Consider the following 24,299-nt stretch of genomic DNA (forward strand, 5'->3'; position numbering starts at 1 on the left):
CTCGCCGCAGGCCACTTCGGGGCCTGCGGGGTGTAGGCACGTAAGGCATGAGCGCCCTTGGGTGTACCGGCCCGAGGTGCTCCCTTGGCCGTGCCGACCGGATGTCCGTCCACGACGGGCTGAGCAGGCAGTTCACCGTCCGCCCATATCTTGCCTTTGTAGTGATAACCCCCCACGCCATCGGCTGATGCCAGCGGTACGACCAGCGACAGCGCGGCAAGTACGGCTGTGGCCACAGTGGCGCGGCGCGCTGCGCCTCTCGTCCGTAATCCGGAAAAAGGGCGTGCTGAAGAACGCACTCTCAAAGTCCCCACCCCAAGTGCGTGACCGTAAAGGTCCCCGTTATAGACAGAGCGGTTGCCCAGCCCTGCGAGAATCACAGAACCGTATTGCTACAGGCGTGCGATTCGCAATAGCCTGCCTCGGCAGCCCCACCGGGCGACCCTCGCAGCTTTTCTCACTCTTTACCAAAGCATCACGCGAGGCATGCCAAGCCCCAGAGGCGTCGTGCTACAGGGGAAACTACTCAATCCGACACAGATGGTCCGGCGCGTGCACCGAGTCGCCATCTCAGCAGGCATTTCTTCACGCAATCCCATGGGGGGAACACCACATGCGAAGGCATCACCGTCCAGCGCCGACACTTCGGCGGCTTGGACAACATTTGACTCTCCTGTCAGCTGCGTTAGGGCTGACCATCTCGCTTTCTGGCCAAGCCATGGCAGATATCACGCCACCGGAAGATTCGACTCAGCCCACGTCGAACAATCCCACCCTGACAGCGCTCCATCAGGCCCAGGCAGACGGAAAGCCCGTGGCAATCGACGGGCAGACGACGCAAACCAGCCAGACTTTCGCCAATCCCGATGGCACGATAACGACCACAACGAACCTGAAACCGGTTCGGGTGGAGAAGAAGGGTGCCTGGAAGGCGATTGACGCCACGCTGGCGAGAAATAGCGACGGGTCCTACAGCCCCGCCGCCACGCCGGGTGGAGTCGCCTTGTCCGGGGGAGGCACAAATCCGCTGGCCGTCTTGACCGACGGCAGCGAGCGCCGCCTCGCCATCTCCTTCCCCCACGAGCTTCCCGCCCCCACCGTGAAGGGCAACACCGCGCTCTACGCGAGCGTCCTCCCCGGGGTGGACCTGCAAGCCAGTGTCAGCGACCAAGGCGCGTTCAGCGAGGTCCTGATCGTCCACGACGCGAGCGCGGCGGCCAACCCCGAGCTGAAGAGCCTGCGCCTGGCCACCAGCACCGACGGGCTGACGCTCAGCACCGATACAGCGGGCCGCCTCGCCGCCAAAGCCTCTGACGGAAGCCTCGTCTACACCAGCGCCGCGCCACTGATGTGGGACTCCTCCACCGGCCAGCAGCCGACAGCCTCTTCATCGAAGTCCCTTGCCCGCCCCACGACAGCCGGCCCCCGCGGAGAGGCCGCTGACGACTCCTCGCAGACCTCTACAATCAGCGGTCCCGGAACCGGAGCCAAGGTCCAGCAGGTCGGCATGACTGCGGAAGGCGGCTCTCTGACCCTTACCCCCGACGCGAACCTGCTCACCGGGTTCGCCACCACCTACCCGGTCTACATCGATCCGACGTTCAGCAGCCCGCTCACCGGCCAGACCGGCCACTTCACCGTGGCCCAGGAGGGCTGCCCCAGCCCTGGCAACCCCAACCCTGCGTACGACAAGGAGCAGGACAACGGCCAGGGGGTCGGCTACCAGCACTATTCCTCCCGCTGCTACGGCATGCAGGAGGCGTACTACGAGATCAACACCCGCAACCTCTACAAGAGCATGGTGATCTCCAAGTCCACCCTGACGCTGGCGGAAACCTACGGCGCGGACGCGGGCTGCGACAACACCTGGCCGGTCACGCTGAAGGAGACCGGAAGGATCAGCGACAGCACCTCGTGGGACAACAAACCCAAGGTGCTGGCCACAATCAAGACGCAGGACGTCAAGAGCGCCTGGCCCGACTGCGGAACGCGGTATGTCAGTTTCGACGTCACCAGCCGCATCAGGGCTATTGCCGCGAACGAGACCGAGACTTGGACATTCGGCCTGTACGGCGACGACGACAAGTCGTCGACGAACTACGGCTACATGCGATTCAGCGCCAACCCGTACATCACCACGGTCTTCGACCTCCACCCGGCGGTCGACTACCCCAGCACCACGCCGGACTCGATGAACCCGGGCGGGGCCGCCTGCAACAACGGCACACCCGGCTGGATCGGCGCGACCACCCTGACCGGCGGCAACAGCAACATCACGCTCAATGCCAAGGTCGCCACGTACATGAGCGGCGTCAACCTCAAGGCCGTCTTCAGCGTCTGGGACAACCGGAAGGACAACGGCAAGGGCGTCGGCAGCACGGTGTCCACGCCGAGCAGTCCGTACGTGGCCTCTGGGACGACGGTGCACACCAATATCGGCACTGCGGTGCAGGATGGGCACGCCTACGGGTGGGAGGTCCATGCCACCGACGGCACCCTCGACAGCCCCTTACTGACGTCATGCCATTTCAACGTGGACCTCACCCCGCCCACGCCGGCGGCCTTCGGTGACTCGGCCGCCTATCCGCCACTCGGCAGCGACCGCACCCCCACCGCGCACGCCGGTGACACCGGCATCACCATTCCGGTCACCAGTACCGACCCCACGCCGAGCGGCTGCGAACTCGCCCCGTGCGTCAAGAGCGGGATCCGCCGCTTCGAGTACTCCCTCGACACCACCATCCCGGCCACCGGGGCCAAGTCCGTTTCCGCCACGCCCGACAGCGGCGGCACCGCGAAGGTGAACATCCCGATCAACCTCACCGCGCAGCAGTGGGGCACCCACACCCTGTACGTGCAGGCAGTGGACGGCGCCGGCAACGCCCGCCCCGTCGGCTACCGCTTCTTCGCCCCCTGGAATCCGGCGACCAAGGTCACCGCGGGTGACGTGACCGGGGACGGCATCCCCGACCTCCTGACCCCGGACAAGAGCGGCAGCCTGCTTCTCGTGCCCGGCAACACCGACCCTGCCGCGACCCCAGTGACCGCCTCCACCGCGTCCCAAAGCCCCAACGGCACCAGCTGGGACAACTACCTCGTCGCGCACCGCGGCAGCCTCAGCCAGTCCGGCGTGGACGACCTGTTCGCGTACAACAAGAGCACCCACAACCTGTACGCCTACAGCAACGACGCCAACCGCAACGGCACACCCGGCCACTTCACCAACACCAGCGGCATCGTCCCCATCCCCGACAAGCCCGACTGCAACACCAGATCTTCCTGTGACGGATACGCCCCCACCTGGTCGTCCGTCACCCAGCTCCTCGCCCCGGGCAGCTTCGCCAACACCCGCGGTCTCGCCGACCTGATCACGATCGAGAACAAAAAGCTCTGGTACTACCCCGGGACCGACACCGGCGGACTCCACCTCGGCAAGGGCATGCTCCTGGGAACCGGCGACTGGTCCCACACGACGCTCATCGCCCCCGGCACCGTCGGCGGCACCCCGACGCTGTGGGCCCGCGACGATGCCACCGGCGTCCTCTACTCGTACGACCTGCGGTTCGATGCCAACGGCATGCCCGCCACCCTGGCCGCGCCGGCCAGTCACGCCCTCGTCTCCGGGGTGACGGCCTCCGGTGGCGGCAGCCTGTGCCTGGATGTCGACCACGGCTCCACCACCAACGGCACCAAGATCCAGATCTGGGGGTGCAACAACGGCTCGGCCCAGCAGTGGGCCCTCGGCAGCGACAACACCGTACGCAATTTCGGCAAGTGCCTGGACGCCAAGGGCGGCGGCACCGCCAACTGGACTCCCGTCCAGCTCTACACCTGCAACGGCTCAGGTGCCCAGCAGTGGAAGCCCGGCCCGGGCGGCTCACTCGTCAACCCGGCCTCCGGACGCTGCCTGGCCGACCCGGCGTCCAGTACGACGCCCGGCACGCAGGTCATCCTCGCGGACTGCACGACCATCGCCGACCAGGTCTGGTCCGGCACCGCCAGCAGCCCGCTCCCGGCCACGGCCACACTGCTTGCTCCGTACCTCGACAAGGCGACCTACCCCCTGGTCTCCTCGCCCGGCGATGTGAACAGCCAGGGCGGCAACCCGGACACCAACCCGGACCTCTACGTCACGACCAATCGCGACGAGATCACCGAATACTCCGGCAAGCCGCCCGCCAGCGGCATCGCTCAGTTCAACGCGCCAGTCACCCTCGGCTACCTCCACAAGCGCACCGGCAGCGACGCCGAGGGCGACCTCAACGGCGACGGCATCCCGGACCTCACCGCCATCGACAAGGACGGACAGCTGCGCGTCTACCCCGGCACCGGCGATGGCGGCCAGGCCAGCGGCCCGCACCTGGGCGGCGGATGGGCCGGCAGTGACATCAGTCACCGCGGTGACTGGACCGGCGACGGCTACGAGGACCTCGTCGCGCATCTGCCCGGCGACGTGTCCCACCTGTGGCTCTACCGCGGCACTGGCTTCGACGGCTTCACCGCCCGCTACGCGCTGAACCGCCCCGCCGGGTCACCCTCGTCCGACTGGTCCAAGACCAACCAGGTGATCAGCGCCGGTGACCTGACCATGGACTCCCACCCAGACCTCCTCGCCATCGAAGACGACGCCCTCTACCTCTTCCCTGGCACCTTCGACGGCCAGCTCGGCGCACCCACGAAGATCGGCACTGCGGGCTGGAACGGCATGGAACTCCTCGCCCCCGGTGACGTCAACGGCGACGGCCTGGGCGACCTGTGGACCCGCAGGAAGTCCACCGGTGACATCTACCAATACCTCAACGACCCCCTCAACCCCGGCACGCCCCTTGGGTCCGGCGGCAACGCCCAGGACATCGGCTCCGGCGTAACCACCGCCGGCTACCCGTCCGTCGCCGCCGCCGGAGACGGCAACCAGGACGGCCACCCCGACCTCTGGGCCACCCTCACCTCCGACGACCACCTCCACTTCTTCGCCGGCACCGGCAGCAACAGCACCGGCTTCGCCCCCGGCACCGACGTCAGCGGAGCGGGCTGGACCACCACCATCAAGCAGATCGCCTAACCAACCCGGCGGCGTGCTATCCCCGTTTGCCCCTCCACCTCCGCGCAGGTGGAGGGGCAAACGGGCCGCTCGCATCAACGGGCGACCTGGGTGGGAGTGGAACCCTTGTGGTGCGGGCTGGTGTGCTGGCGCTACCGGTCGGGCACCGTCGAACTCATGTCGCCGCCTTCCGTTGCTGCTACCGCAGCCGGGGCGGCTTGCGTGACGGAGGCGGCGGGACGGCCGGAAGGATCTCCCACAGCGGGCGCGCCCCGCGGGCCCACCGCTCCAGCAGGCGCCGGTCGACCAGGTGCAGGCGCTGGCCTCGGGCGAAGTCCCGGGCTGGCTGGGAGATGCGGCCGTTGGTCACCATGACCACGACGTCGCCCCGGTGTACGGGCCGCCCGGTGCCGTTGAGGGTCTGCAGGTCCGGCGTGCCGACCGCCGCTCCGTCCAGCCCCTTTTTGCGGTGCTTGCACTGGATCACCCACAAGCGGCCCAGCGGGTCATGGCCCTTCACGTCGGCGCCGAGATCGCCCCGGCCGCCACAGCGCACCGCGTCAAGGGAGCCGTCCCGGGCGAGCAGGTCGCGGATCGCGTACTCGAAGGCGGTGTGGTGCATGGCGTCCAGCTGGCCGAGGGAGTAGACCAGCCCCTGCCTGCGCAGCTGGACGGCCCGCAGCCGGTCAACCCGCTGGTAGATCCAGCCCACGACCGCGGCCAGTGCCAGTGCGCCGATCACGAGCAGGACCCACCAGTGAGCCCACGCCCACTGGGCCGCCTTGACGAGCAACAGCCCGACCAGGACCAGGACGCCAAAGGCGACGAGCAGAGCATCGTCCCCGCTGCTACGACGTCGGCGCCGGCTCACCGGGCCACTCCCGTGTACAGCACGTGTTGTACCCCCCTCGTGTTGTTCTCCCCGCTGTCCATGACAGCACCCGGCACTGACAGCCGCCGGTGCCCCACGATCACCGGCCGAAAATCGCTGGAGGACCAACAACAGGGCTGCACCGTAAGAGAGTTGGGGTCGATCGAATGTCAGTGGGTGCCGCTACCGTCGAATGCTGCGCCGAGGAACGCCCGGCCTCGGCCGAAGGTGCCGCATCACCCCCCTTCACTCGCGAGGACCTCACATGACCTACGTACGTCCCCACGTCCGCCAAGACGGCACCTACGTCAAAGGCCACTACCGCCGCACCCGCCCAACGGCCACCGCAGGCACGACGCCGCGCCGCACATCGGTGCCGCCTCCCCGCCCGGTCCACACCGGGCCCACCACCTACGTCCACCCCTACTACCGGACCGACGGCACCCGCGTGCGCGGGCACCACCGCTCCATAAGCCCGCGCGCCGTCGCCGCCGGAAGCAGCGCCGGGTTCCTCGTGTTTCTCCTTATCCTGTTGGCCCTCGCCAGCGGACCGGGCGGCAACAGCCCCAAGCCGACGGGCACGACGCCGCACTCCCCCTCCGCCCCGGCCCAGCACCGCTAACCCGCAGCGCAATCAGCCGGGCACGGGACCCGGCGTCATTCTCGCGGTCGGCCTTGGCTGCAGCACCGAACGGCACGGGGCCTCCGCCCGGCACTATGCGGCCCATACGTGATCACCGGTGGAGCCATGGCCAGCACCGAAGAGAGCGAAGTACGTTTTGCGTCAACTACCGATCGTTTTCGGAGAAGCACATTTGTCTGCACAGTTGCTCCGGTAATTTCCCAAGGCAGCTAAGTCGACGGCGGCGCAGGGGGACGCGTGAGCAACGAGGGCGACAGCGAGGGACAGCCGCAGCTGTTGGTCACTGTGATCGACGACGATCCGTTGAGGGCACGGAGCGACGCCCGTGAACTGCTGGCCGAAGTGTCTGAGGCCGATCCGGCGGCCTCTCTTCGCTTGCCTTCTGCCCGCCCCTCCATGGGCACTGACAAAGGCGGCGATGTCGTAGGCGTCGTGGGCCTGGTGCTGAGCGCCGGCTCGTTCGCGGCAGCCTGTGTTCAGGTGTGGCTGGCCAAAGTCCCGCAGCGCGCGATCATCGCGACGCGCCCCGATGGGGCCACGCTGCGGATCACGGGTCGCGAGGCCCGTGAGGACGAAGAACGCCTCGAACGGTTCTTGGCCGGCGGCCCTCTGCCGACGGATGGGGATGCGGCAAGCAGCACACCCAGCCCGAGCGGCACCTCCGCGGCGGGCTGACCGAGGGTGCGGAACAACGACCGATACGCCATGCTGATCGGCGTCTCGAACTATGACAGCGACGACTACCACGACCTTCCGGCGGTGCGCGCAGATCTGCACTACATGCAGGCAGTTCTGCAGAGCACAGAGATCGGGCAGTACAACGACTGCGATGTGGTGGCAGAACCGACGCGTGCCGAGATGCTGCACGCGATCGAGTCGTTTCTGGAGCAGCGCCAGCAGAGCGAGACCGCGCTGCTGTACTTCAGCGGGCACGGGGAGTTCTGCGAAGCCGACAACCAGCTGTACTTCCTCACTCGCGACAGCAACCTTACCGATCTGCCCCGCACCGCGGTGTCGGCGGAATTCCTCGAGCGGACCCTGCAATCCTGCCGGGCCGCATCCAAGATCGTGCTGCTCGACTGCTGCGCGAGCGGCTCGGTCGTCCAGGGCTGGCGAGCCAAGGGCCGGGACGACGTGCTGTCTGACGAGGAGGAGCACAGCACCCTGCTACGGCCCACCGGCGTCTACTTCATCACCGCCTCCGACGCCTTGCAGCCCGCCTCCGCCATGGCTCCCGCTGGTTCGACGCTCGGCACATCGCGGTTCACCGGCGAAATCGTCGAGGGGCTGCGCAACGGGCGGATCAAGGACAGCGGATGGATATCGCCGGACGACCTCTTCGAGTATCTGACCGCGCAGATGGTGCGCAAAGGTCTGCCGAAGGAGCAACGCCCGACCAAGTCCACCATCCGCGCCACCCACACGCTGGCCTTCGCCAGGTCCGTTGCGCGCCCGGTCCCTCTCCCCCCGCCGCTCGATGAGCCGGTTCCGCCGTCAACCGCACAGCTCAAGGCTCGCGAACGGGCCGCCGCCGACGCCGAGAACGCCAATGACTGGCAACGGCTGCTGCGTTACTACGCGCAGTGCCTGAGCGCCCAGGCGGCAGCAAGCATGCTGCCCGATCGCCGCAACGGGCGGAACTCGCAGTACTTCCTCGTGGCCGAAGGGCCCGAGACCATTCAGTCCGGTCTGAGCTCGGCGCTGCCTGCTCCGGCACGACTGCCCGGCGCACACACCTCGGGCAGCGGCACCGCGACGGGCGGGCCGGGACGGGATACAGAGCAGCACGAGTACTGGTACGGATATCCGGCCGTCACTCTCCCCTCCCGTGGCGAAGGTGGCCGGCGCACGGACGTAGGCATCGCGCCACTGCTCGTTCAGCAGATGGAACTGACCCCGGACGAGAGCGGGCGGCTGGTACTCCACCCGAGCGGGGTGCCCTGTCTGCACACCAAAGAGGTGACGGAGCTTCTCTCCGAGGACGAGGCCGCCCAGTTGCTCGCCCGCTGGCAGCCGACATGGCAGCACGGCAATGACGCGCAGATGCTCAAATCCGTACGGGAGTTGCTCGGCGCGTTGGGATTGCCGGAACTCGAACCGCTCGATCCCTCCGCTCTACGGGCGGACTCCGTGAACGAGGCCCTGCGCCCGGGGGCGCACAACGCCGCGGTGATCCTCGCTCCATCAAGCGTGGAGCGGTTCGCCACCGACGGTCTGGTGGAGAATCTCCTGGCCATCTCCACGCGCACGGACGAGATTCCCGGCACGGCTCTGGATGCCCTGCTCAATGGCGCAGCCCTTGCTCCACCAGGCGATCCGGTCCTCGTGATCTCCGCCGGACCGGCCAACGAGAGCCAGGAAGAGGTGGTCGTCTCAGCGATGACGCAGCCCCTGACCGTAGCCACCGGTCCACCCGGCACGGGAAAGAGCGAGGTCGTCACCTCGGTGGTGGCCACGTGCGTCGCGGCCGGCGAGTCGGTTCTCGTGGCGTCCACCAACAACGAGGCGGTCGATGTCGTCGCCCAGCGGTGTGATGACGTCGCTCCCGGACTCCTGATGCGTACCGGCAACGTCGGCGCCTTGGTGAAGGAGGCCGAGAAGCTGGAGCGGCTGCTGTCGGACGCACATCCTCAGCCCGGCCGCAGCTCGGCGACAGTGGCGGGTGAGCTGCGCAACCTCCGCGCTCGGGCCGCCGTTCTGCGCGACCGGGCCGGCCAGCAGGTCGAAGGCGAGGTGCGACTCACTGGGGTTCTGCAGCGGCGTGCGGAACTCGCCGAGACGATCGGACTTGCGCTGTCGCTCCTGTCACAGGTGTGGGCGACCGGCGACCATTCCGCGCTCGCCAGCTGGGAAGCACGGGCTCGCCGGGCCGCGGCGGCGACGGGCTGGTGGGGACGCTGGCGGCGCAAGCGCGCGATGAAGGCGTTCGTTTCGGCGGCCAGCCCGGAGATGAGGCCGCACCTGCCGACGTGGGCCTGCGAGCTGCCCGTTGCACCGGACGTCCTCGCCAAGCTGGCAGACGTGACGGACCTGGAGCGGCAGACGCGTGAGCTCACACCTGCCCAGCTCACCCACTGCGAGGAAGCCGTACGTGAGGGTCGCGCGGACTGTGCCGCGATACGGGCCGAACTGTCGACAGAGCTGTGCGCGGCATTGTCGGCGGAGGCGCTCAGCCGCGGGCGCTCTCTGCTGGACCAGCGTCTTCAGACTCTGCGGCAGCACAAAGGAACCCAGCGCAGCCAGCTGAACCTTCTGCGCCACCTGAAAGGGTGGGCGATCACCACGCACGCCGTTCGCCAGCTGAGGCCGGACGCGAAGCTCTTCGACCTGGTCGTCATCGATGAGGCTAGCCAGTGCTCCATCGCGGCGGTGCTGCCGCTGCTCTTTCGGGCCCGGCGGGCTTTGATCATTGGTGATCCGATGCAGCTGAGTCACATCCCCGGCATCTCACCGGAGCAGGAACGTCAGGCTCGCGCCAGGGCGGGGCTGAATGCGGCCTGGCTGGAGGACCGACGGCTCGCCTACCACATCTACTCCTCGTACCACGCCGCCGCACAGAACGGCGAGGCCGCCCTGCTCCTTGACGAGCACTACCGCTGCCATCCGGAGATAGCCGACGTCGTCAACGGCCACTGCTACTCCGGCGCCCTGGAAATCATGACGGACGTGCGCGGACAGGTGCCCGCCGTCGACCTCGTGGGCACTGGGGAAACCGCTCCCGTACTGGCCTGGGCAGACGTGCCCTCCAGCGAGTCGGCGCAGGGACCTGGCGGTAAGTCGTGGCACAACCCATCCGAGGCCGCCGCCGTGGCCGGCATCGTCAGAGAGCTGCTGCACCGCCTGCCAGGAACCGCAACCGTGGGCGTGGTCACCCCCTTCCGCGCGCAGAAGGATGCCCTGGAGCGCACGATCGGCAGCGACCGGGTGCGGGTGGGCACGGTTCATGCCTTTCAGGGCGGCCAGCGCGACGTCATGGTCCTCAGCCCTGTGGCGAGCGCCAACACACCTGCGAGGACGGCCCACTGGGTGGCGAGCCAGGTCAACCTCTGGAACGTCGCGATCACCCGCGCGAAGTCCCAGTTGATCACTGTGGGCAGCCATGGCTACTGGCAGCAGCAGACCGGTCTCCCGCACCTGCTGTCGTCCCGCTCGGTCCTGTGGAGCCGAGCACGAACTGTCGACGCCCACCAGGCTGCGGTACACGGGCCCAGCCCTCAGCAAGACCCGGGCCGCAGGAACCTTGTCGACACTGTGCAGCAGTTCCTCGCCTCGCGAGGTGTCGTGGAGCTGGAACGCGACGCCATGGTTGGTGGACAGCGGGTCGACCTGCTCTTCACCGCGTCCGAGGGCAACACCGCCGTACTGGTGGACACCGGGCCACTGCCCGGCCGTGATCCGGCACGGCACCTGCGCTTGATGCACCAGCGAGCCGACCTTTTCATCGGGCTGCCATCCGGCGGCAGAGGTGCGAAGGCCGGCAGTGTCGAACGAGTTCTCCGTGTCCCCGCGTGGCGCATCCTCGCGGGCCCGAACGTACTGGCGCCGCTGTTCGACTGAGTGTCCGGCCAGCCATGCACGGCTGGCTGGGCATCCGACCTGAGAAGGGGCAGTCGTGACAAGCACCATGAGTACCGAAGACGTCCTGCAGAACCTCCAGCGGCAGGTGACCGTACCAGTCCATTCCACGCGGGAACTGGTAGGAAAGGTCGAGGAAGCCGCCGGCGACAAGGAACGTGAGCGCCACGAGACGTTCCAGAAGCGACAGGAGGAGGGCAAGACCAAACCGGGAGACACCTACGAACCGCTGCGCCGCAAGCCAGGACTGCGTCCCCTCCCCAGCCACGAACTCGGCCTGACGGTACGGCTGACGTTCTGGGACATCCTGCACCACCTCGGCCGCGGCCTCGCACTCTCTCAGCGCGGCGCATCGCGTGGACTGGCCGAGCACTGGGGCAGCCTCAAGTACTGCCAAGCGCTCGTAGCAGACGCCGAAACCTATCTCAGGCTGTCCGACGAGGGCGAACGGATCGCCATGTACTACAAGGCGCTGCAATCCGAGGAGCTGGGACAAGCCTTCGCCCTGGCGGTAAGCGAGCAGATCCTCACCCGCCGCTATCCAGACCACAGCGTCTCCATCGTCCGCGCCGACACCGCGCTCCGCGCCGGCTGGACCTTGACCAGCCGGGACAAAGCGAAGACCAAGACCGTCGGCTACCACTACCGCCCGCAGTTCTTTGCCGAAGTCTGGAAACCAGGCGAATCCTCACGCGTCTTCCCGATCGCCTGCAAGGGCAACCACAGCGACCGGCAAAAGGCATACGAGCAACTCGCCTCCGCAGCAGTTCACGCGGACGGGGTGCACATCGGAGCCTGGAACGAAACTCCGGCCCTTGTGTTCAGCACGCAGATCCCCCTGAACGACCCCCTCACCGTCCACGCCCTGCACGCCGACGGCCCCGGCGGCTGGCTCCACATCCCGGACGGCACGCCCGCCGCGAACTTCAGTCTTCCGCTGAAGGACAAGAACCCCAATGTCGGCATCCTGAAACCAGGCGAGGGCAACGACCCCGACACCGTCGAGCCCGGATGCCAAGTAGGTCCCAATCCTGAGTACTACGAGTGGTTCCAGAGTGCCCTGGCCAGAGTCGGGGCCGCTGGACTCACGTCCTTCGCCGGTGACGGAGAGTCCACCGCCGCTCTGCTCAACACACGACAAGGCAGCGACTTCTTCCAAGGTTTCACGAACGCCGCCTCCGGCAGCGTCCAAGACGCGCGCTACACCCTGCTGGGCGAGACATACGAGGGTACGGACCACGTCTTCCGACTCAACGGCGAAAGAGTCCAGGCGTTCTCCGGTGTCGCGAAAGACATACTCAACGTCCTCGTCACCAGGAGCGAGGACAAGCGGCAGGCCGACGTCACCGCCTATCGACAACGCGTCCACAACTGGAAGAGCAAGCGCCACGGAACGTTCTGGGATCACAAGTGGGGCGGCGTGGTCTCGATCAGCCAAGACGGCACAGTACTGGCGATGCGGCAGATCCCACCGTTCGACGACGAGTGATCATCACGCCTGCGCTGACCGGCCACGGCCAGCGAAGCGCGCGCGATCAGCAAGCCCGGCCACGGGACGCGATGGGGCCGCGGGACGGCACTCGCGGAGTGGGTGGCCAAACCATGAAGCCGGTGGAGTCGGTCCGCAGGCCGTGATTGCGCTGCGCGCCATACCGCAGCAGAGAGGGTGTTGGGAGTATTTCGCACCAGGGAGTGCTTTCGTGCGGCGGGTCGGCTGCTCGCGCAGGCGCTCCTGCACTCCTTCCGGGAAAGGCTAGGGCGTCGGCTCGGCCTCGACAGGCCAGGTGACCGGCCGGCGGCCACGGGTCAGCAGGATTGGCCGGATCCTCACACCGGAACTGGAGGGCACACGGCACGAGTTGAGGCCACCAAATCGCCGCCTGACGACATGCCGCAGCCGTTACCGCGCCACGGCTGGGTCACCATTGCCCTCGTGCTGGTGGCCGCGTTCATGCAGCTCGTGGACGTGAGCATCGTCAATGTCACGGTGACGGCCATCCAGCGCGGACTGGGCGCCGGTTACACCCACATCCCCTGGGTGCTCTCCGACTACACCCTGGCCTTCGCCGCGCTCCTGGTCGCGGGCGGAAGGATGGGCGACCGTATCGGGCGCAAGCGCGTGTTCCCGATCGGCATGAGCACCTTCACCATCGCGTCACTGTTCTGCGGCGTCGCCCAGAGCCCGGAGATACTCATGGGAGCGCGACTGCTCCAGGGGCTGGCCGCCGCACTGATGTACCCGCAGGTCTACTCCGTCATTCAGGTCGCCGTGCCGCCGAAACAGCATGGAGCGGTCCTCGGCGCACTGGGCGGGGTGATCGGCCTCGCCGCCATCACGGGCCCTCTCGTCGGGGGACGGCTGATCCAGATGGACCTGTTCCACTGGGGCTGGCGGCCGATCTTCCTGGTGAACATCCCCGTCGGACTGCTGACCATCCTGCGTGCCCTACGGTTCCTCCCCGAGTCGCGCGCGGACGAGGCCGATCCGATCGACTGGACCGGTGTTGCCCTCATCACGGCCAGCGTGGGACTGCTCGTTTACCCCCATGGTGCGGGGCGCGACCTGGGCTGGCCGCCCTGGCTGTTCAGTCTGCTGGCCGTGGGCACCCTGGGCCTTCTCCTGTTCGCCGCGCACGAACTGCGCCGGGAGCGCGCCAGCCGCACTCCGCTGATCAGGATGAGCCTGTGCGCGAACCGGGGGTTCAGCGGCGGACTCGCACTCGTCGTGCTCTTCTATGGTGCGTTCCTGCCCTTCTTCCTGGTCTTCAGCATTTATGTCGCAGGCGAGGCTCGGCTTCACCGCGCTCCAGACCGGCGTCATGCTCGTGCCCTAACCCTCGGTTCCGGGCTCGGTTCGGGAGCGTTCATCGTGCTGGCGTCGCGTCTGGGCCGCTCGATCCTGCACTTCGGCCTCCTCTTGCTTATCGCGGGGACCTGCTGGGTCGCCTGGATGGTGGACCGCCACGGCAACGACCTGCACCGCCTGCAGATGCTGCCCCGCTCCTGGCGGCGGGTCTCGGCTTCGGCCTCACGGTCACCCCGCTGGTGACACTGATCCTGGCCGAGGTGCCGCTCCGGCACGCGGGCTCGGCCTCGGGAACGCTCACCACCGCGCAGCAGCTCGGCAGTGCCATAGGCATCGCACTGCTGGCAGCCTCTCCTTCGGTCTGCTCGGCACCCATGCGAACACCGTCACCGGGCATCAGAAAACCGCACTCACCAGGCGGTTTCATATCAGGACTACGCCTTGTCAGGCATTGTTGACGACTCGAAGGTGGTGCCGCAATTCGTCGGCAACGCCGTCTTCGTCACCCGCTGCGGGCAGCTTCCAATCCGACTCGATTCCCTCCACGACAGCCGCCTCGCTTGAGTAGCGGACCAGATCCGGCGCCGGAAGATGAGAGTCGCGAAGCCATACGATGAAGGCAGCCGCCTCCCCTGCGGTGATCCCCGACAGCATGATGCAGTCCCGCCCCTGGGTGAGCGCGGTCCCGTCGAATCCCGTCCCCCGGCTGTCAACAGCCCAGAACCACATATACGGTGCCCCGCCATGGACATCGTCCTGCCGGAGCTCGTAGCTGACATCCTGGAAGGATCCGCGTAGGGCCTCACCCAGCTGTTCCAGGTCGAGCCCCCACGCATGAGGGTCCCGTTCGGGGGCGAACAGGAGAAAAGTGTTCTGCTCGTCGTCGTCGTTCAGCACGCGTGTACCTCTTCCTCTGTGCTACCGGACATACCGGGCTGCCCCCTTCACCTGCTCCATCGCCATGAGCGTCTGCCAGTAAGGGACGGCCTCCTTGTCATTGGTGATGATTTCGAGCCCACGCAGCTCGCTGTGCTCGCGGATGGCCTGCCTGTATTTGATGAGTTCTTTCTTGTCCCCACCGATGAGGACGTTCTTCTTATTCCGCTTCAATTCACCGTTCGGCTTGTACTCGTCTTGAATGTCAAAGGTCGACATCTTGCGGAAAGTGCTCTTCTTGCAGTCATCGTCAACGCCTTTGACGTACTTCGCATCGACCATCATGCCGTCTACTGCACGCATTCCGTCGGCGGAGATGCTGGACTTTCCAGGCCCTGAAAGCGGCACGATACGCTCGGGGTAGCCGGCAACGCGCAGCTGGTACGCATTCTCCGGCCTCGCGGGATCGGGGGATCCGGCGAGACCTGCCGGCGTGAGCGTGTTCACCCAGTTGGTGAACGAGGCGAGTTCACTGGGTGTCAGGAGTGCCGGAGGCGGCACCGGGGACGGCGGGATCGGGGCGCGCCAGGGAACGTTGGGGTCGGGGTTGCGGAAGAGTGCGGGCATGATGCCCGGCAGGCCGCTGCGGTAGGACGCGAGGGCGAATGGTGCCGGCGCCGGCGCCGGGAGTGGAGGCAGGAACGGCAGTCCGGGAAGCCCGGGTCCGCCGGAGCTCCGCGGGAGCTTGATGCGGCTCTGGGAGGAGTCCAGGGCGTGCGCCACGTCCCCTAGCTGCTGAATGTAGGGATCACCCGTCACGGCGTCCTTCAGGCCGCCGTCGTAGCCGTTCCCCCCGAACACCGGCTGATGCCATGGCATGTCGAACGTCAGGGGATCATCCTTATGAAACTGGATTTTCAGCTTGGCGTCCTCGACGTGGTCCGCGTACCGGTCGCATGCCTTGGCGAGCTGGTTGCAAGCCGCGATGAGGTTCATGACGAGAGGTTCATCGGATTGCGCCTGCTGCGGCGGCACGCCAAGGCCCACGGAGGCCCTGAAGTACGTGTGGAAGGACTCGGCTGCCTCTCCCGAGTGCGCCTTGCTCGCGGTGGAGGCATGTGCCTGTGCATCCTCCAGGAAGCGCACCATGAGTTCGCCGCCCCGACGCCAGCAGCCAGCGACGTCCCGGAGCCTCTCGGGGGAACCGCGGAACCGGTCGCTGCGCCCGCCCGGCGCGTACTGGTCCCACCACGACGTGTCGCCGACGACCTCCGGGAGTTCTTGACCGAGCCCCAGGTACTGCTGGGGGCAGTCCTCTCCCGGGTCACCCATGCTCGCGGTCAGGTCGACCTGTTTACCGAGGAACGCGGCGACCACGGCGCTCTCCGTCGCCATGAACTCCCGGGCATTGCGCATCAGCCCTCTGCCGGTCTCGCCGAGCACATGTGCGCTAAACCCGATTTGGTCGAGGGTAGTGCGTGCCGCCGAGACGTAGACCTTCGCGAAGTGGTGACCCGCGTCATCATCGCCGACCATCCCGCGCTGCCGGGACAGCTCCTGCCCCATAGCGATCGCGGTGTCCCGGGCGCTCCGCATCGTCTCGCACAGCCCCATCGCGCCGCTGACCATGCCGGTTGCGATGAACTCCAGATCCGGCGTAAGCCCGCTCACTTCAACGCCCCCCACACACTCCCCATTTACCCCCGTTGTCGATCAAACTAGCGGATGCAGTACAGCGACCGCAGCGCGGAGTCCCCTGGCACAACGGGCAGATCCCCGCCGAAACAAACGGACGGCGGTCAACATCTGTCACGTCCGTATCACCAACCCCGTTGACGCGCCTGGATGGGAAGCTCCCAACTCGGTCAAAAGCTCCTGCCCTGGACCACGTGGACGCCATAAGACGGCTTCACCCACATGTGCCAGGTGGTACCGAGGGAGGGCCCCAGGACCAGGACCGGGGCGTCTTCTGGCCCGTCAGAGCGGTATTGGAGGGTGTTCTTCGGCGTCTCGCTCACCCGCCTGAGCCTCTCATCTCACACGGCGGTCCCTCCAGGCGGGGTCACGGCCGCGGCGGTCTGACCAGGTGGAAGACCTCCCGGGACCGCTTGGCGCCTGAGGCGACGGTCGATTTCGCGCCGGGCCCTGCTGCTCAGATGTCGCCGTACCAGTTGTCGCGGAGGTCGGTCAGCTGGTCGCGCAGCACCTCACACCTGGGGTCGTCGGGGAGTGCGGTGCTACGGGCTAGGAGCGAGTGCAGTTCTTGGAGCAGGGCGGGGTCACCGTCCCGCATCCGGTCAATTTTCGGCTCGACGACCGTCGTCAGATAGTCCCGCAATACGGACGCCGTACCGTCCGGTGCAGGCATCGAGGGCGTGGGTTCCCACTCCCTCACGAGGTGGTCGGCCGGGTGGCTGAGGATCCATCCCGCGTAGACGTGGTCCGCGAAGACGAGATCCAGATGGGGTGCGACACGAAGGCGCCGCATGTCGTTCACGGGAGCGAGTGAGTCTTCGTGGGCGCAGATCAGGTGGTCCCCGGATTCGCTCACCCACCTGACCGATGTGGGCCCCGCTGCGAAGTTGGCCCGGGAAAGGGCCGCCAAGCCCCGTGGGACGGGAGGAAACACGGTCCAGTCGCGGGGGTTCCAGCCGGCGGAAGGCTCTTCCTCCGGAACCGAGAGCATGATGCCTCGCAACGTGCGGTCATTGTTGTCGAAGCGGAACTCGTCATCACCGGACCACAGCCAGTCGACGCTCCCGTACGTCTCGGACAGCAGCACCTCGTGGCTCGGCTGATCCCTGTGCGGAGACGCCACGACGTACGCACCCGAGAGGGAGTAGCGCGGCGTGTGGGGCAGCTGCCGAGGGGTGTCGGTGACGGCGAAGTCCGTTGCCAGGTCGAGTCGCATGGTGGTTCCTTGTCCAAGCCGCGTCACCGGAGGCAGGGCGGCCGTCCGGCACCAGCGCTCGAAATGTATACGCCACCCGGTGCCTTGAGGATCTCCAGTTCGCGTTCCGGGGTCAGGTGCCCGTGGCAGCCGCTCGCGTTCAGGCGCCGGTGCACCGCCCAGGCGTCCCTCCCCCCAGAGGCCGCCGCCGCGCCGGCCCGGTGCGGCGGCGGCCTCCATGGGGTTCGGGGTCAGTTGCGCCAGGTGTCGTTCAGTGTGAGCCCGCCGGAGGCCGGGACCGTGGCGGTGCGGTTGGTGCCGGACTCCCAGGTCACCGTGCCCGAGGCGTCCTTACGGAGGTACTTGTACTCGATGGAGGTGCCGGCGGCGAGCGGGACGTTCAGCTTCCAGACCGGGTAAGCGGCGGAGGAGAGCGGTAGCGCCCTGCTCGGATCCCACTGGCCCAGGGCGGCCTTGTCACCGACGACGTAGATGTTCTGGCCGACCACGGTGGTGGCGCTGACGGCGAAGTCGGCGCCTCCGGCGGCCGGGGTGGGCGGGGCGGTCGCCGTGGCGCAGGGGTCGCCGCTCGCGACGACACCGTCCTTGACGGTCACGTTGCCGCTGCCGAGGGCGTAGTTGCGCCCGCCGTTGTTGTCCCACGTACCGGAGCCGTTGTTGAAGGTGGCGGCCAGGCCGGTGGCGCCGCCGAGGTCGACGTTCTTCTTGACCCAGCCGGTGCAGGCCGTGGTCATCGCGACGCCGGGTGCGGTGGTCCAGGTGCCGCCGGTGGGGGCGTAGTGGAGGTTGTAGGCGGCCCAGTTCTTGTCAGTGCTGTAGAACACGGTCGCGCTGCTGGTGCCGCCGGGGGTGCCGCTCGGGGTGGGCGTCGCACCGCCCACGCCGGTGCGCAGGGCGACGGCGTCGCCGGCCGGGACGGTGATGGTGGCGTTGCCGGAGCCGTCGACGGTCACGGTGTTTCCCGTGCACGCGCCGGTGGCGGTGAGGTCGCCGTGGATGACGTCGCAGTAGGTGCCGGTGGCGAGCCCGGTGGTGAACGTCCGGGTGACGGCGTCGGCGCCGTTGTTCATCGCGACCCAGGCCGTGTTTCCGCGGCTGAAGGCGATGGCGTTGCTGCCGTTGTCCCACCAGTTGGCCACGGCCTGCCCCTTGGCGGCGTTGTGCCAGCCGACCATGTTGGCGATGCCCCGGTCGCGGTCGGTGCAGGTCCAGGCGGTGCCGGAACAGTCGGTGTCGGTGACGAAACCGTTGCTGTCGGCGGGCGGGGAGTCGTCCCTGTTGGTGAAGCGGAAGCCGGAGTAGACCTGCGGGGTGCCGTGGTTCCAGGCGAGTTCGAAGATGTGGGCCAGCGTGTACTTGGAGCCGCTGTTGTACGTGAGTGTGGTCTGGTCGCGCTCCAGGTCGTGGTTGGTCACCATGACCGCGGACTTGTCGCTCGGCTCCAGACCCCAGCTCTGACCGAAGGTCTTCAGGTTGGCGATGTTGCCGTTGAACTGGTCCTTGAGCTTGTAGGCGTACGTGAACTCCAGCACGCTGCCGTTGCCCTCGAACGCGGACGGGGCGAGCCCGCCTCCGCCGCCGGGGAAGACCTCCTGGTAGATGTACGGCCGTCCGCCCCAGGTGGTGTCGTGCAGCCGGGAGAGGATGGCGGCCATGTCGGCCTGGGCGATGTGCTTGGCCGCGTCGACCCGGAAGCCGTCCACCCCGGCGTCGACCATGCTGTTCAGGTAGCCGGAGATCTTGCCGCGGACGTAGTCCGACTCGGTGTTCAGGTCGGACAGCGAGAGCAGCTGGCACTCCTGGACCTGGGTGACGCTGTTCCAGTCATTGATGCCCAGGTTGGCGTTGGGACACGGCGGGGAGCCGTGGAAGTCCGCGCTGCCGTACGGGATGTCGTTGTACTTGTAGGCCGTCGGGCTGAAGCTCGCGCCTCCATAGGAACTGGTGCTGGTCTGGTTGACGCCCGCGGTGTGGTTGATCACCGCGTCGGCGTACACCTTCACACCGGCGTTGTGGCAGGCCGTGACCATCGCCTTGAACTGCGCCTCGGTGCCCATCCGGCTGTTGAGGCCGTACGAGACGGGCTGGTAGACCTCCCACCAGGGGTGGGCGCCGCTGAGTTTGATCGAGTCGGCGGGCGGTGCGACCTGGACGGCGCCGTACCCCTTGGGGCCGAGCACCGTGGTGCACTCGCTCGCGACAGAGTTCCAGTTCCACTCGAAGAGGTTCGCGATCACATCCCCGCCGTTCGAGGCGGTGGCGGCCCGCGCGCTGCCCTGGGCGGCGACGGGCAGGAGCGCGCCGGCTATCACGGCCCCGGCGGCCAGCACGCAGGCGGGGCCGCGCCGGGACCAGGCTCCGGAGGCGGGACGGGGGGCGGGGGCAGGTCTTGGCTGCCGAATCAGATGGGGCACCGACGGACTCCCTTGGGTGGAGGGCTGCTGCTCGGTGGTGGGGGCCGCAACCGGCTCGTGGGGACGGGACGGCTGCCGCGCTCGACGGATACGAGGGGCTGATGTGGGGCCACCAGCCGCGACTCGGGGCGCCGTGCGCCACCTCGCTGCAGGAGTTTGCTGAAATTTTTAGCAAGGCGCTGCGAACTTACGACTGGCCCCATCGGGCGTCAATACTCCTCGCACGGACGGACATTGACCGCGAGCGCCGAACGGTCGGGCCCTCTCGGGCCTCCCGGCACGGCCGCGAGACGCGGGCTGCCCTAGTCCACCCCGCATGACCAGCGGAAGCGACCGCACTTCCACCGGAACCCTTTACGCACGGCCCGTGCGACAGTAACTTCCCGCCGACGCAAGGTATTTCAGAAAGTTTCCGACAGTGTTTCCAGGATCAGATGCCGCCGCTCCTCCACGCGGCTGCCAGACTCCCAGTGGCTCTCCTGGGCCGTGGCCGCCGGCCTGCTCGCCCTGCTCGCCGTCCCACCCGACGCCCCCTCGGGACAACAACGCCGGCGCTGACTACACCCTCGGCACCGGGACCTCCACCGTCCGGGACCGGGTGGTGACCGCAAATACGACCGATCCCTGCGCCGCCACCCCGCCCGGCACCCGGGCGCCCGCCGCTCCGGCCCGGGTCACCGCAACCGCCGACGGTGTCTCCGTCCTGCTCGCGCCGTGCGGGGCGGGCAACCGGTCCCGCACGCGCGGTGACGGGCGCGAGCCAGACCCTGGCGCTCGGCCGAGAGCCGGGCGGCCGACCGGGTCCGGCACGGCAGCAGGGCCCGGACCGCTCGTCGCGGTCCGGGCCCTGCCCCGTGCGGTGCCGCCCCGTGGCGGCGGTGCGTCAGCTCTGTGCGGTGTCGTCGCCCGTCTGCCCGGCGTCCTCGGCCACGCCCGCCTTCTCGCGCATCTTGCGCACCAGCTCCGCCTTCTGGTCGGCGGCGCTCTGGCGGTCGAGGTTGCGGTGCGGCCCGTTGTTCTGGCGTTCGGCGCGCGACAGCTTCTTGCGCTGGCCGCCGCCCATGCCCACGGGGTTGTTGATGTTCTTGCTCACGGGTTCTCCCGGAATGATGTGAAGTGATCTACGGATTCATCGGCGGGGGACGGGCGCGGCGACATCGGAGGACGTCAGCGGGGGCCCGTCACGCTCTCACTCGTAAATCGGCGTCTGGAAGAACATGGACAAGACGTTACCCGGTTCCGTCGGCCCCGCACACCACGTTTTCGCCGTCACGGCGTCGGCCGGGCCAGGTGTCGCGGGCGAGCTCGCCGCCTGGCGCTTCCCGCGCACGGACCGCTGGGCGGACGAACGGGGCGGGCGGCGGGCTTTCCGGACAGCGGATCAGGGGCCGAGCGGCCAGTGCCGCTCGGCCCCTGATCTTCTTCGATCTTCTTCAGGCGCGCTGAGTTCAGGCGAGGTTGATGTTCTCGGCCTGCGGGCCCTTCTGGCCCTGGGTGACGTCGAACGTCACGGCCTGGCCCTCCTGGAGCTCACGGAAGCCCGAGGAGTTGATGGCGGAGTAGTGGGCGAAGACGTCCGGGCCGCCACCGTCCTGGGCGATGAAGCCGAAGCCCTTCTCCGCGTTGAACCACTTCACTGTTCCCGTAGCCATAGTCATGCCTTCCAGTCGATGAACGCCTTCCACTCCATGTGGAAGGCGGAGGTGATCGCCCTGGTTCCTGCGGCACAGCACAGCAAGACGCCCACGCCAAAGCGTGGGCAATGGGGAACTCCGAACCACGACAGCTGACGCAAACGCTACACGTCCACACGCCACGTCACCAGAGGAACGATCACACGGCACACCGTCGACCGCCGAATACGCGGAGGGGCCCCGGTGCCTGAGTCGGCACCAGGGCCCCGAAGGGGCTTCTACACCATCTGCTGGTCCTGGTACCGCACCGGCGCTCTGTGTCCGCAGAGCTGACCTGAACGATGCCGGACCCATGGGGATCGCGATTGCCTGACCGGAGACCACCTCACTATCGATGTCCTGCGGTACCCGGGCCCACGTCCTCGTCCCGGGCGATCCTGATGGCGCGAACTCCTCCGTTCTTCCCTCGTGACTCAACTGCACGGACGGAACTGCGTACTGCTACGCGCTTGCGGAACTACCGCCGCGCTCCTGCTCATGGCGGCCCCTGATCACTGCGGGCCCCCCGGTCCGGTCGTCAGTCCCGTCGCCGTCCTACGACCGCTCTGGCTTCGGAACTCCACCACCGCACCGTGCTGCGAACTGCGGGTACTGCTGCCCGGCAGGCCATCCTGCCGGGCCCTGCTCGTTCTTGACTACGAGAGAAACCATAGCCACCCCACCACCCAATGTCTACTCTCGTCGGCATAGATTTCCGCCCGCTCGAAGGTGAGGAAATCCGCCTCGACCGTTCACCGTTCACCGTGCAGCGTTCGGGATGACGCGAGCGGGGGACGGCCGGGTATGCCGAACGGCGGTGGGGCCCGACCGGGATTCCGGTCGGGCCCCACCGCCGTCGCGGGGTGGTGCTGCTGGGTGCTGCCGGTCAGACCGTGGCGGCCGACGTACGGGCCGGGGCGCGCCGGGCCGTCCCGGAGGGGCGGCGCCGGCCCCGGGAAGAGGAGGAGGCGCTCCGCTTGGGACGCTCGACCACCGGCGCCGTGATGACGACCGGAATGCCGGACGGGGCCTGGGCGCCGGTGATCCGGTTCAGCGCCTCGTCGCCCGAGTGGACCTGGGTGGTCAGCGGCCGGATTCCGGCGTCCGACATCAGGCGGACCATGCCGCGGCGCTGGCTGGGCGTGACGAGCGTGACGACGCTTCCGGACTCACCGGCGCGGGCGGTACGCCCGCCGCGGTGCAGGTAGTCCTTGTGGTCGGTCGGCGGGTCGACGTTGACGACGAGGTCGAGGTTGTCGACGTGGATGCCGCGCGCCGCGACATTGGTGGCGACCAGCACGGTGACGTGCCCCGTCTTGAACTGCGTCAGCGTCCGGGTGCGCTGCGGCTGGGACTTGCCGCCGTGCAGCGCGGCGGCCCGTACACCGCTGTTCAGCAGGTCCTGGGTCAGCCGGTCGACGGCGTGCTTGGTGTCCAGGAACATGATCACGCGGCCGTCCCGGGCCGCGATCTCGGTCGTCGCGGCCTGCTTGTCGGCCCCGTGGACGTGCAGGACGTGGTGTTCCATCGTCGTGACCGCACCGGCCGACGGGTCGACCGAGTGGACGACCGGGTCGGTCAGGTAGCGGCGCACCAGCAGGTCGACGTTGCGGTCCAGGGTGGCGGAGAAGAGCATCCGCTGCCCCTCCGGACGTACCTGGTCGAGCAGCGCGGTGACCTGCGGCATGAACCCCATGTCGGCCATCTGGTCGGCCTCGTCCAGCACCGTGACGCCCACCTGGTTCAGCCGGCAGTCGCCCCGGTCGATGAGGTCCTTGAGCCGGCCGGGGGTCGCGACGACGATCTCGGCCCCGCCGCGCAGCGCGGTGATCTGCCTGCCGATCGACATCCCGCCCACGACGGTGGCCATGCGCAGTTTGAGGGTGCGGGCGTACGGGGTGAGCGCGTCGGTCACCTGCTGCGCCAGCTCACGGGTCGGTACGAGGACCAGTCCCAGCGGCTGGCGGGACTCGGCACGCTGTCCCGCGGTACGGGCGAGCAGGGCGAGCCCGAAGGCGAGGGTCTTGCCGGAACCGGTGCGGCCCCGGCCCAGGACGTCCCGGCCGGCCAGGGTGTTCGGCAGCGTCGCGCCCTGGATCGGGAACGGCGCCTCCAGGCCCTGCCTGCCCAGTTCGGCGAGGAGCTGCCCGGGCATGTCGAGATCGGCGAAGGACTCGACGGCGGGCAGCGCGGGGGTGATCGTCTCGGGGAGCGCGAACTCACCCTGCACGGGGGCGCTCCGGCGGCCGTATCCGCCGGAGCGGCTCGGTGCGGCGGAACGGCGGGGCGCCGACGAGCCGTAGCGGCTGCCGCCGTTTCCGGCGTCGCTCCTGCGGGAGCGGGAAGAACGGTCGTTCGTCATGGTGCGGTTCATGGGGAACCTTCCTCGATGTGGCACATATCAAGGAATTCCGCAGCGATGAACGGCGTGAAGAATTACAAGTATGAACCGGTGGAAAAGAAAGCAGAGCCGGGCGACGGAAATATCC

Annotated in this window: 14 protein-coding genes; 6 read left to right on the forward strand and 8 right to left on the reverse strand. The window is 67.9% G+C overall.

Translation table 11 applies throughout. The annotated features are described in order from the left end of the window. Window positions 1-1,036 precede the first annotated feature (1,036 nt). The gene (locus tag ACJA3G_RS00070; protein ID WP_406550737.1) at window positions 1,037-5,062 is read left to right on the forward strand and encodes a ricin-type beta-trefoil lectin domain protein; all 4,026 of its coding nucleotides are present in this window, start codon (window positions 1,037-1,039) and stop codon (window positions 5,060-5,062) included. A 178-nt stretch (window positions 5,063-5,240) separates the two neighbouring features. Here the strand turns inward: ACJA3G_RS00070 and ACJA3G_RS00075 are convergent, their stop codons facing one another. Continuing rightward, window positions 5,241-5,912 carry a restriction endonuclease gene (locus ACJA3G_RS00075; RefSeq protein ID WP_406550738.1) on the reverse strand — a complete coding sequence of 224 codons (672 nt, stop codon included), beginning with the start codon at window positions 5,910-5,912 and terminating at the stop codon, window positions 5,241-5,243. 265 nt (window positions 5,913-6,177) lie between these two features. Here ACJA3G_RS00075 and ACJA3G_RS00080 point away from each other — a divergent pair, with 265 nt between their 5' ends. The 5 genes from ACJA3G_RS00080 to ACJA3G_RS00100 all read left to right on the forward strand — a co-directional run bounded on the left by ACJA3G_RS00080 (window position 6,178) and on the right by ACJA3G_RS00100 (window position 14,179). Next, window positions 6,178-6,534 (forward strand): hypothetical protein, encoded by a 357-nt coding sequence (locus ACJA3G_RS00080; RefSeq protein ID WP_406550739.1) that lies wholly within the window; start codon window positions 6,178-6,180, stop codon window positions 6,532-6,534. 258 nt (window positions 6,535-6,792) lie between these two features. After that, window positions 6,793-7,230 carry an effector-associated constant component EACC1 gene (locus ACJA3G_RS00085; protein ID WP_406550740.1) on the forward strand — a complete coding sequence of 146 codons (438 nt, stop codon included), beginning with the start codon at window positions 6,793-6,795 and terminating at the stop codon, window positions 7,228-7,230. A 30-nt stretch (window positions 7,231-7,260) separates the two neighbouring features. Continuing rightward, window positions 7,261-11,112: a caspase, EACC1-associated type gene (locus tag ACJA3G_RS00090; RefSeq protein ID WP_406550741.1), complete on the forward strand. Its 3,852-nt coding sequence runs from the start codon at window positions 7,261-7,263 to the stop codon at window positions 11,110-11,112. A 55-nt stretch (window positions 11,113-11,167) separates the two neighbouring features. Then, entirely contained in the window at window positions 11,168-12,619 is a 1,452-nt protein-coding gene (locus ACJA3G_RS00095; protein ID WP_406550742.1) for a hypothetical protein, read from the forward strand. 444 nt (window positions 12,620-13,063) lie between these two features. Further along, complete coding sequence (locus tag ACJA3G_RS00100; protein ID WP_406550743.1) at window positions 13,064-14,179, forward strand: MFS transporter; 1,116 nt, start codon at window positions 13,064-13,066, stop codon at window positions 14,177-14,179. A 201-nt stretch (window positions 14,180-14,380) separates the two neighbouring features. Here ACJA3G_RS00100 and ACJA3G_RS00105 read toward each other — a convergent pair whose 3' ends face one another. From ACJA3G_RS00105 to ACJA3G_RS00135, 7 genes are all read right to left on the reverse strand, one after another. Further along, window positions 14,381-14,833 carry a hypothetical protein gene (locus ACJA3G_RS00105; RefSeq protein WP_406550744.1) on the reverse strand — a complete coding sequence of 151 codons (453 nt, stop codon included), beginning with the start codon at window positions 14,831-14,833 and terminating at the stop codon, window positions 14,381-14,383. Between the two features lie 21 nt (window positions 14,834-14,854). Then, window positions 14,855-16,483 carry a restriction endonuclease fold toxin-2 domain-containing protein gene (locus tag ACJA3G_RS00110; RefSeq protein WP_406550745.1) on the reverse strand — a complete coding sequence of 543 codons (1,629 nt, stop codon included), beginning with the start codon at window positions 16,481-16,483 and terminating at the stop codon, window positions 14,855-14,857. A gap of 481 nt (window positions 16,484-16,964) precedes the next feature. After that, complete coding sequence (locus tag ACJA3G_RS00115; RefSeq protein WP_406550746.1) at window positions 16,965-17,723, reverse strand: hypothetical protein; 759 nt, start codon at window positions 17,721-17,723, stop codon at window positions 16,965-16,967. A gap of 230 nt (window positions 17,724-17,953) precedes the next feature. Further along, window positions 17,954-20,137, reverse strand: coding sequence for a carbohydrate binding domain-containing protein (locus tag ACJA3G_RS00120; protein WP_406550747.1), 2,184 nt, complete (start codon window positions 20,135-20,137; stop codon window positions 17,954-17,956). Window positions 20,138-21,020: 883 nt separating this feature from the next. Further along, a complete protein-coding gene (locus tag ACJA3G_RS00125) occupies window positions 21,021-21,230 on the reverse strand; it encodes a DUF6243 family protein (RefSeq protein WP_406550748.1) in 210 nt (69 codons plus the stop codon). 355 nt (window positions 21,231-21,585) lie between these two features. Continuing rightward, on the reverse strand, window positions 21,586-21,789 hold the full coding sequence (locus tag ACJA3G_RS00130) for a cold-shock protein (protein ID WP_065965692.1): 204 nt from the start codon (window positions 21,787-21,789) through the stop codon (window positions 21,586-21,588). 907 nt (window positions 21,790-22,696) lie between these two features. Next, window positions 22,697-24,184 (reverse strand): DEAD/DEAH box helicase, encoded by a 1,488-nt coding sequence (locus ACJA3G_RS00135; RefSeq protein WP_406550749.1) that lies wholly within the window; start codon window positions 24,182-24,184, stop codon window positions 22,697-22,699. Between the last annotated feature and the right edge of the window lie 115 nt (window positions 24,185-24,299).

The organism is Streptomyces sp. YS-3 (assembly GCF_045257485.1).
Classification (GTDB): domain Bacteria; phylum Actinomycetota; class Actinomycetes; order Streptomycetales; family Streptomycetaceae; genus Streptomyces.

Excerpts from the sequence above, each read along its gene's own strand:
- ACJA3G_RS00080 (WP_406550739.1), top strand. The coding sequence starts at position 6,178 with ATGACCTACGTACGTCCCCACGTCCGCCAAGACGGCACCTACGTCAAA.
- ACJA3G_RS00115 (WP_406550746.1), bottom strand. The coding sequence starts at position 17,723 with ATGCGACTCGACCTGGCAACGGACTTCGCCGTCACCGACACCCCTCGG.
- ACJA3G_RS00090 (WP_406550741.1), top strand. The coding sequence starts at position 7,261 with ATGCTGATCGGCGTCTCGAACTATGACAGCGACGACTACCACGACCTT.
- ACJA3G_RS00135 (WP_406550749.1), bottom strand. The coding sequence starts at position 24,184 with ATGAACCGCACCATGACGAACGACCGTTCTTCCCGCTCCCGCAGGAGC.
- ACJA3G_RS00130 (WP_065965692.1), bottom strand. The coding sequence starts at position 21,789 with ATGGCTACGGGAACAGTGAAGTGGTTCAACGCGGAGAAGGGCTTCGGC.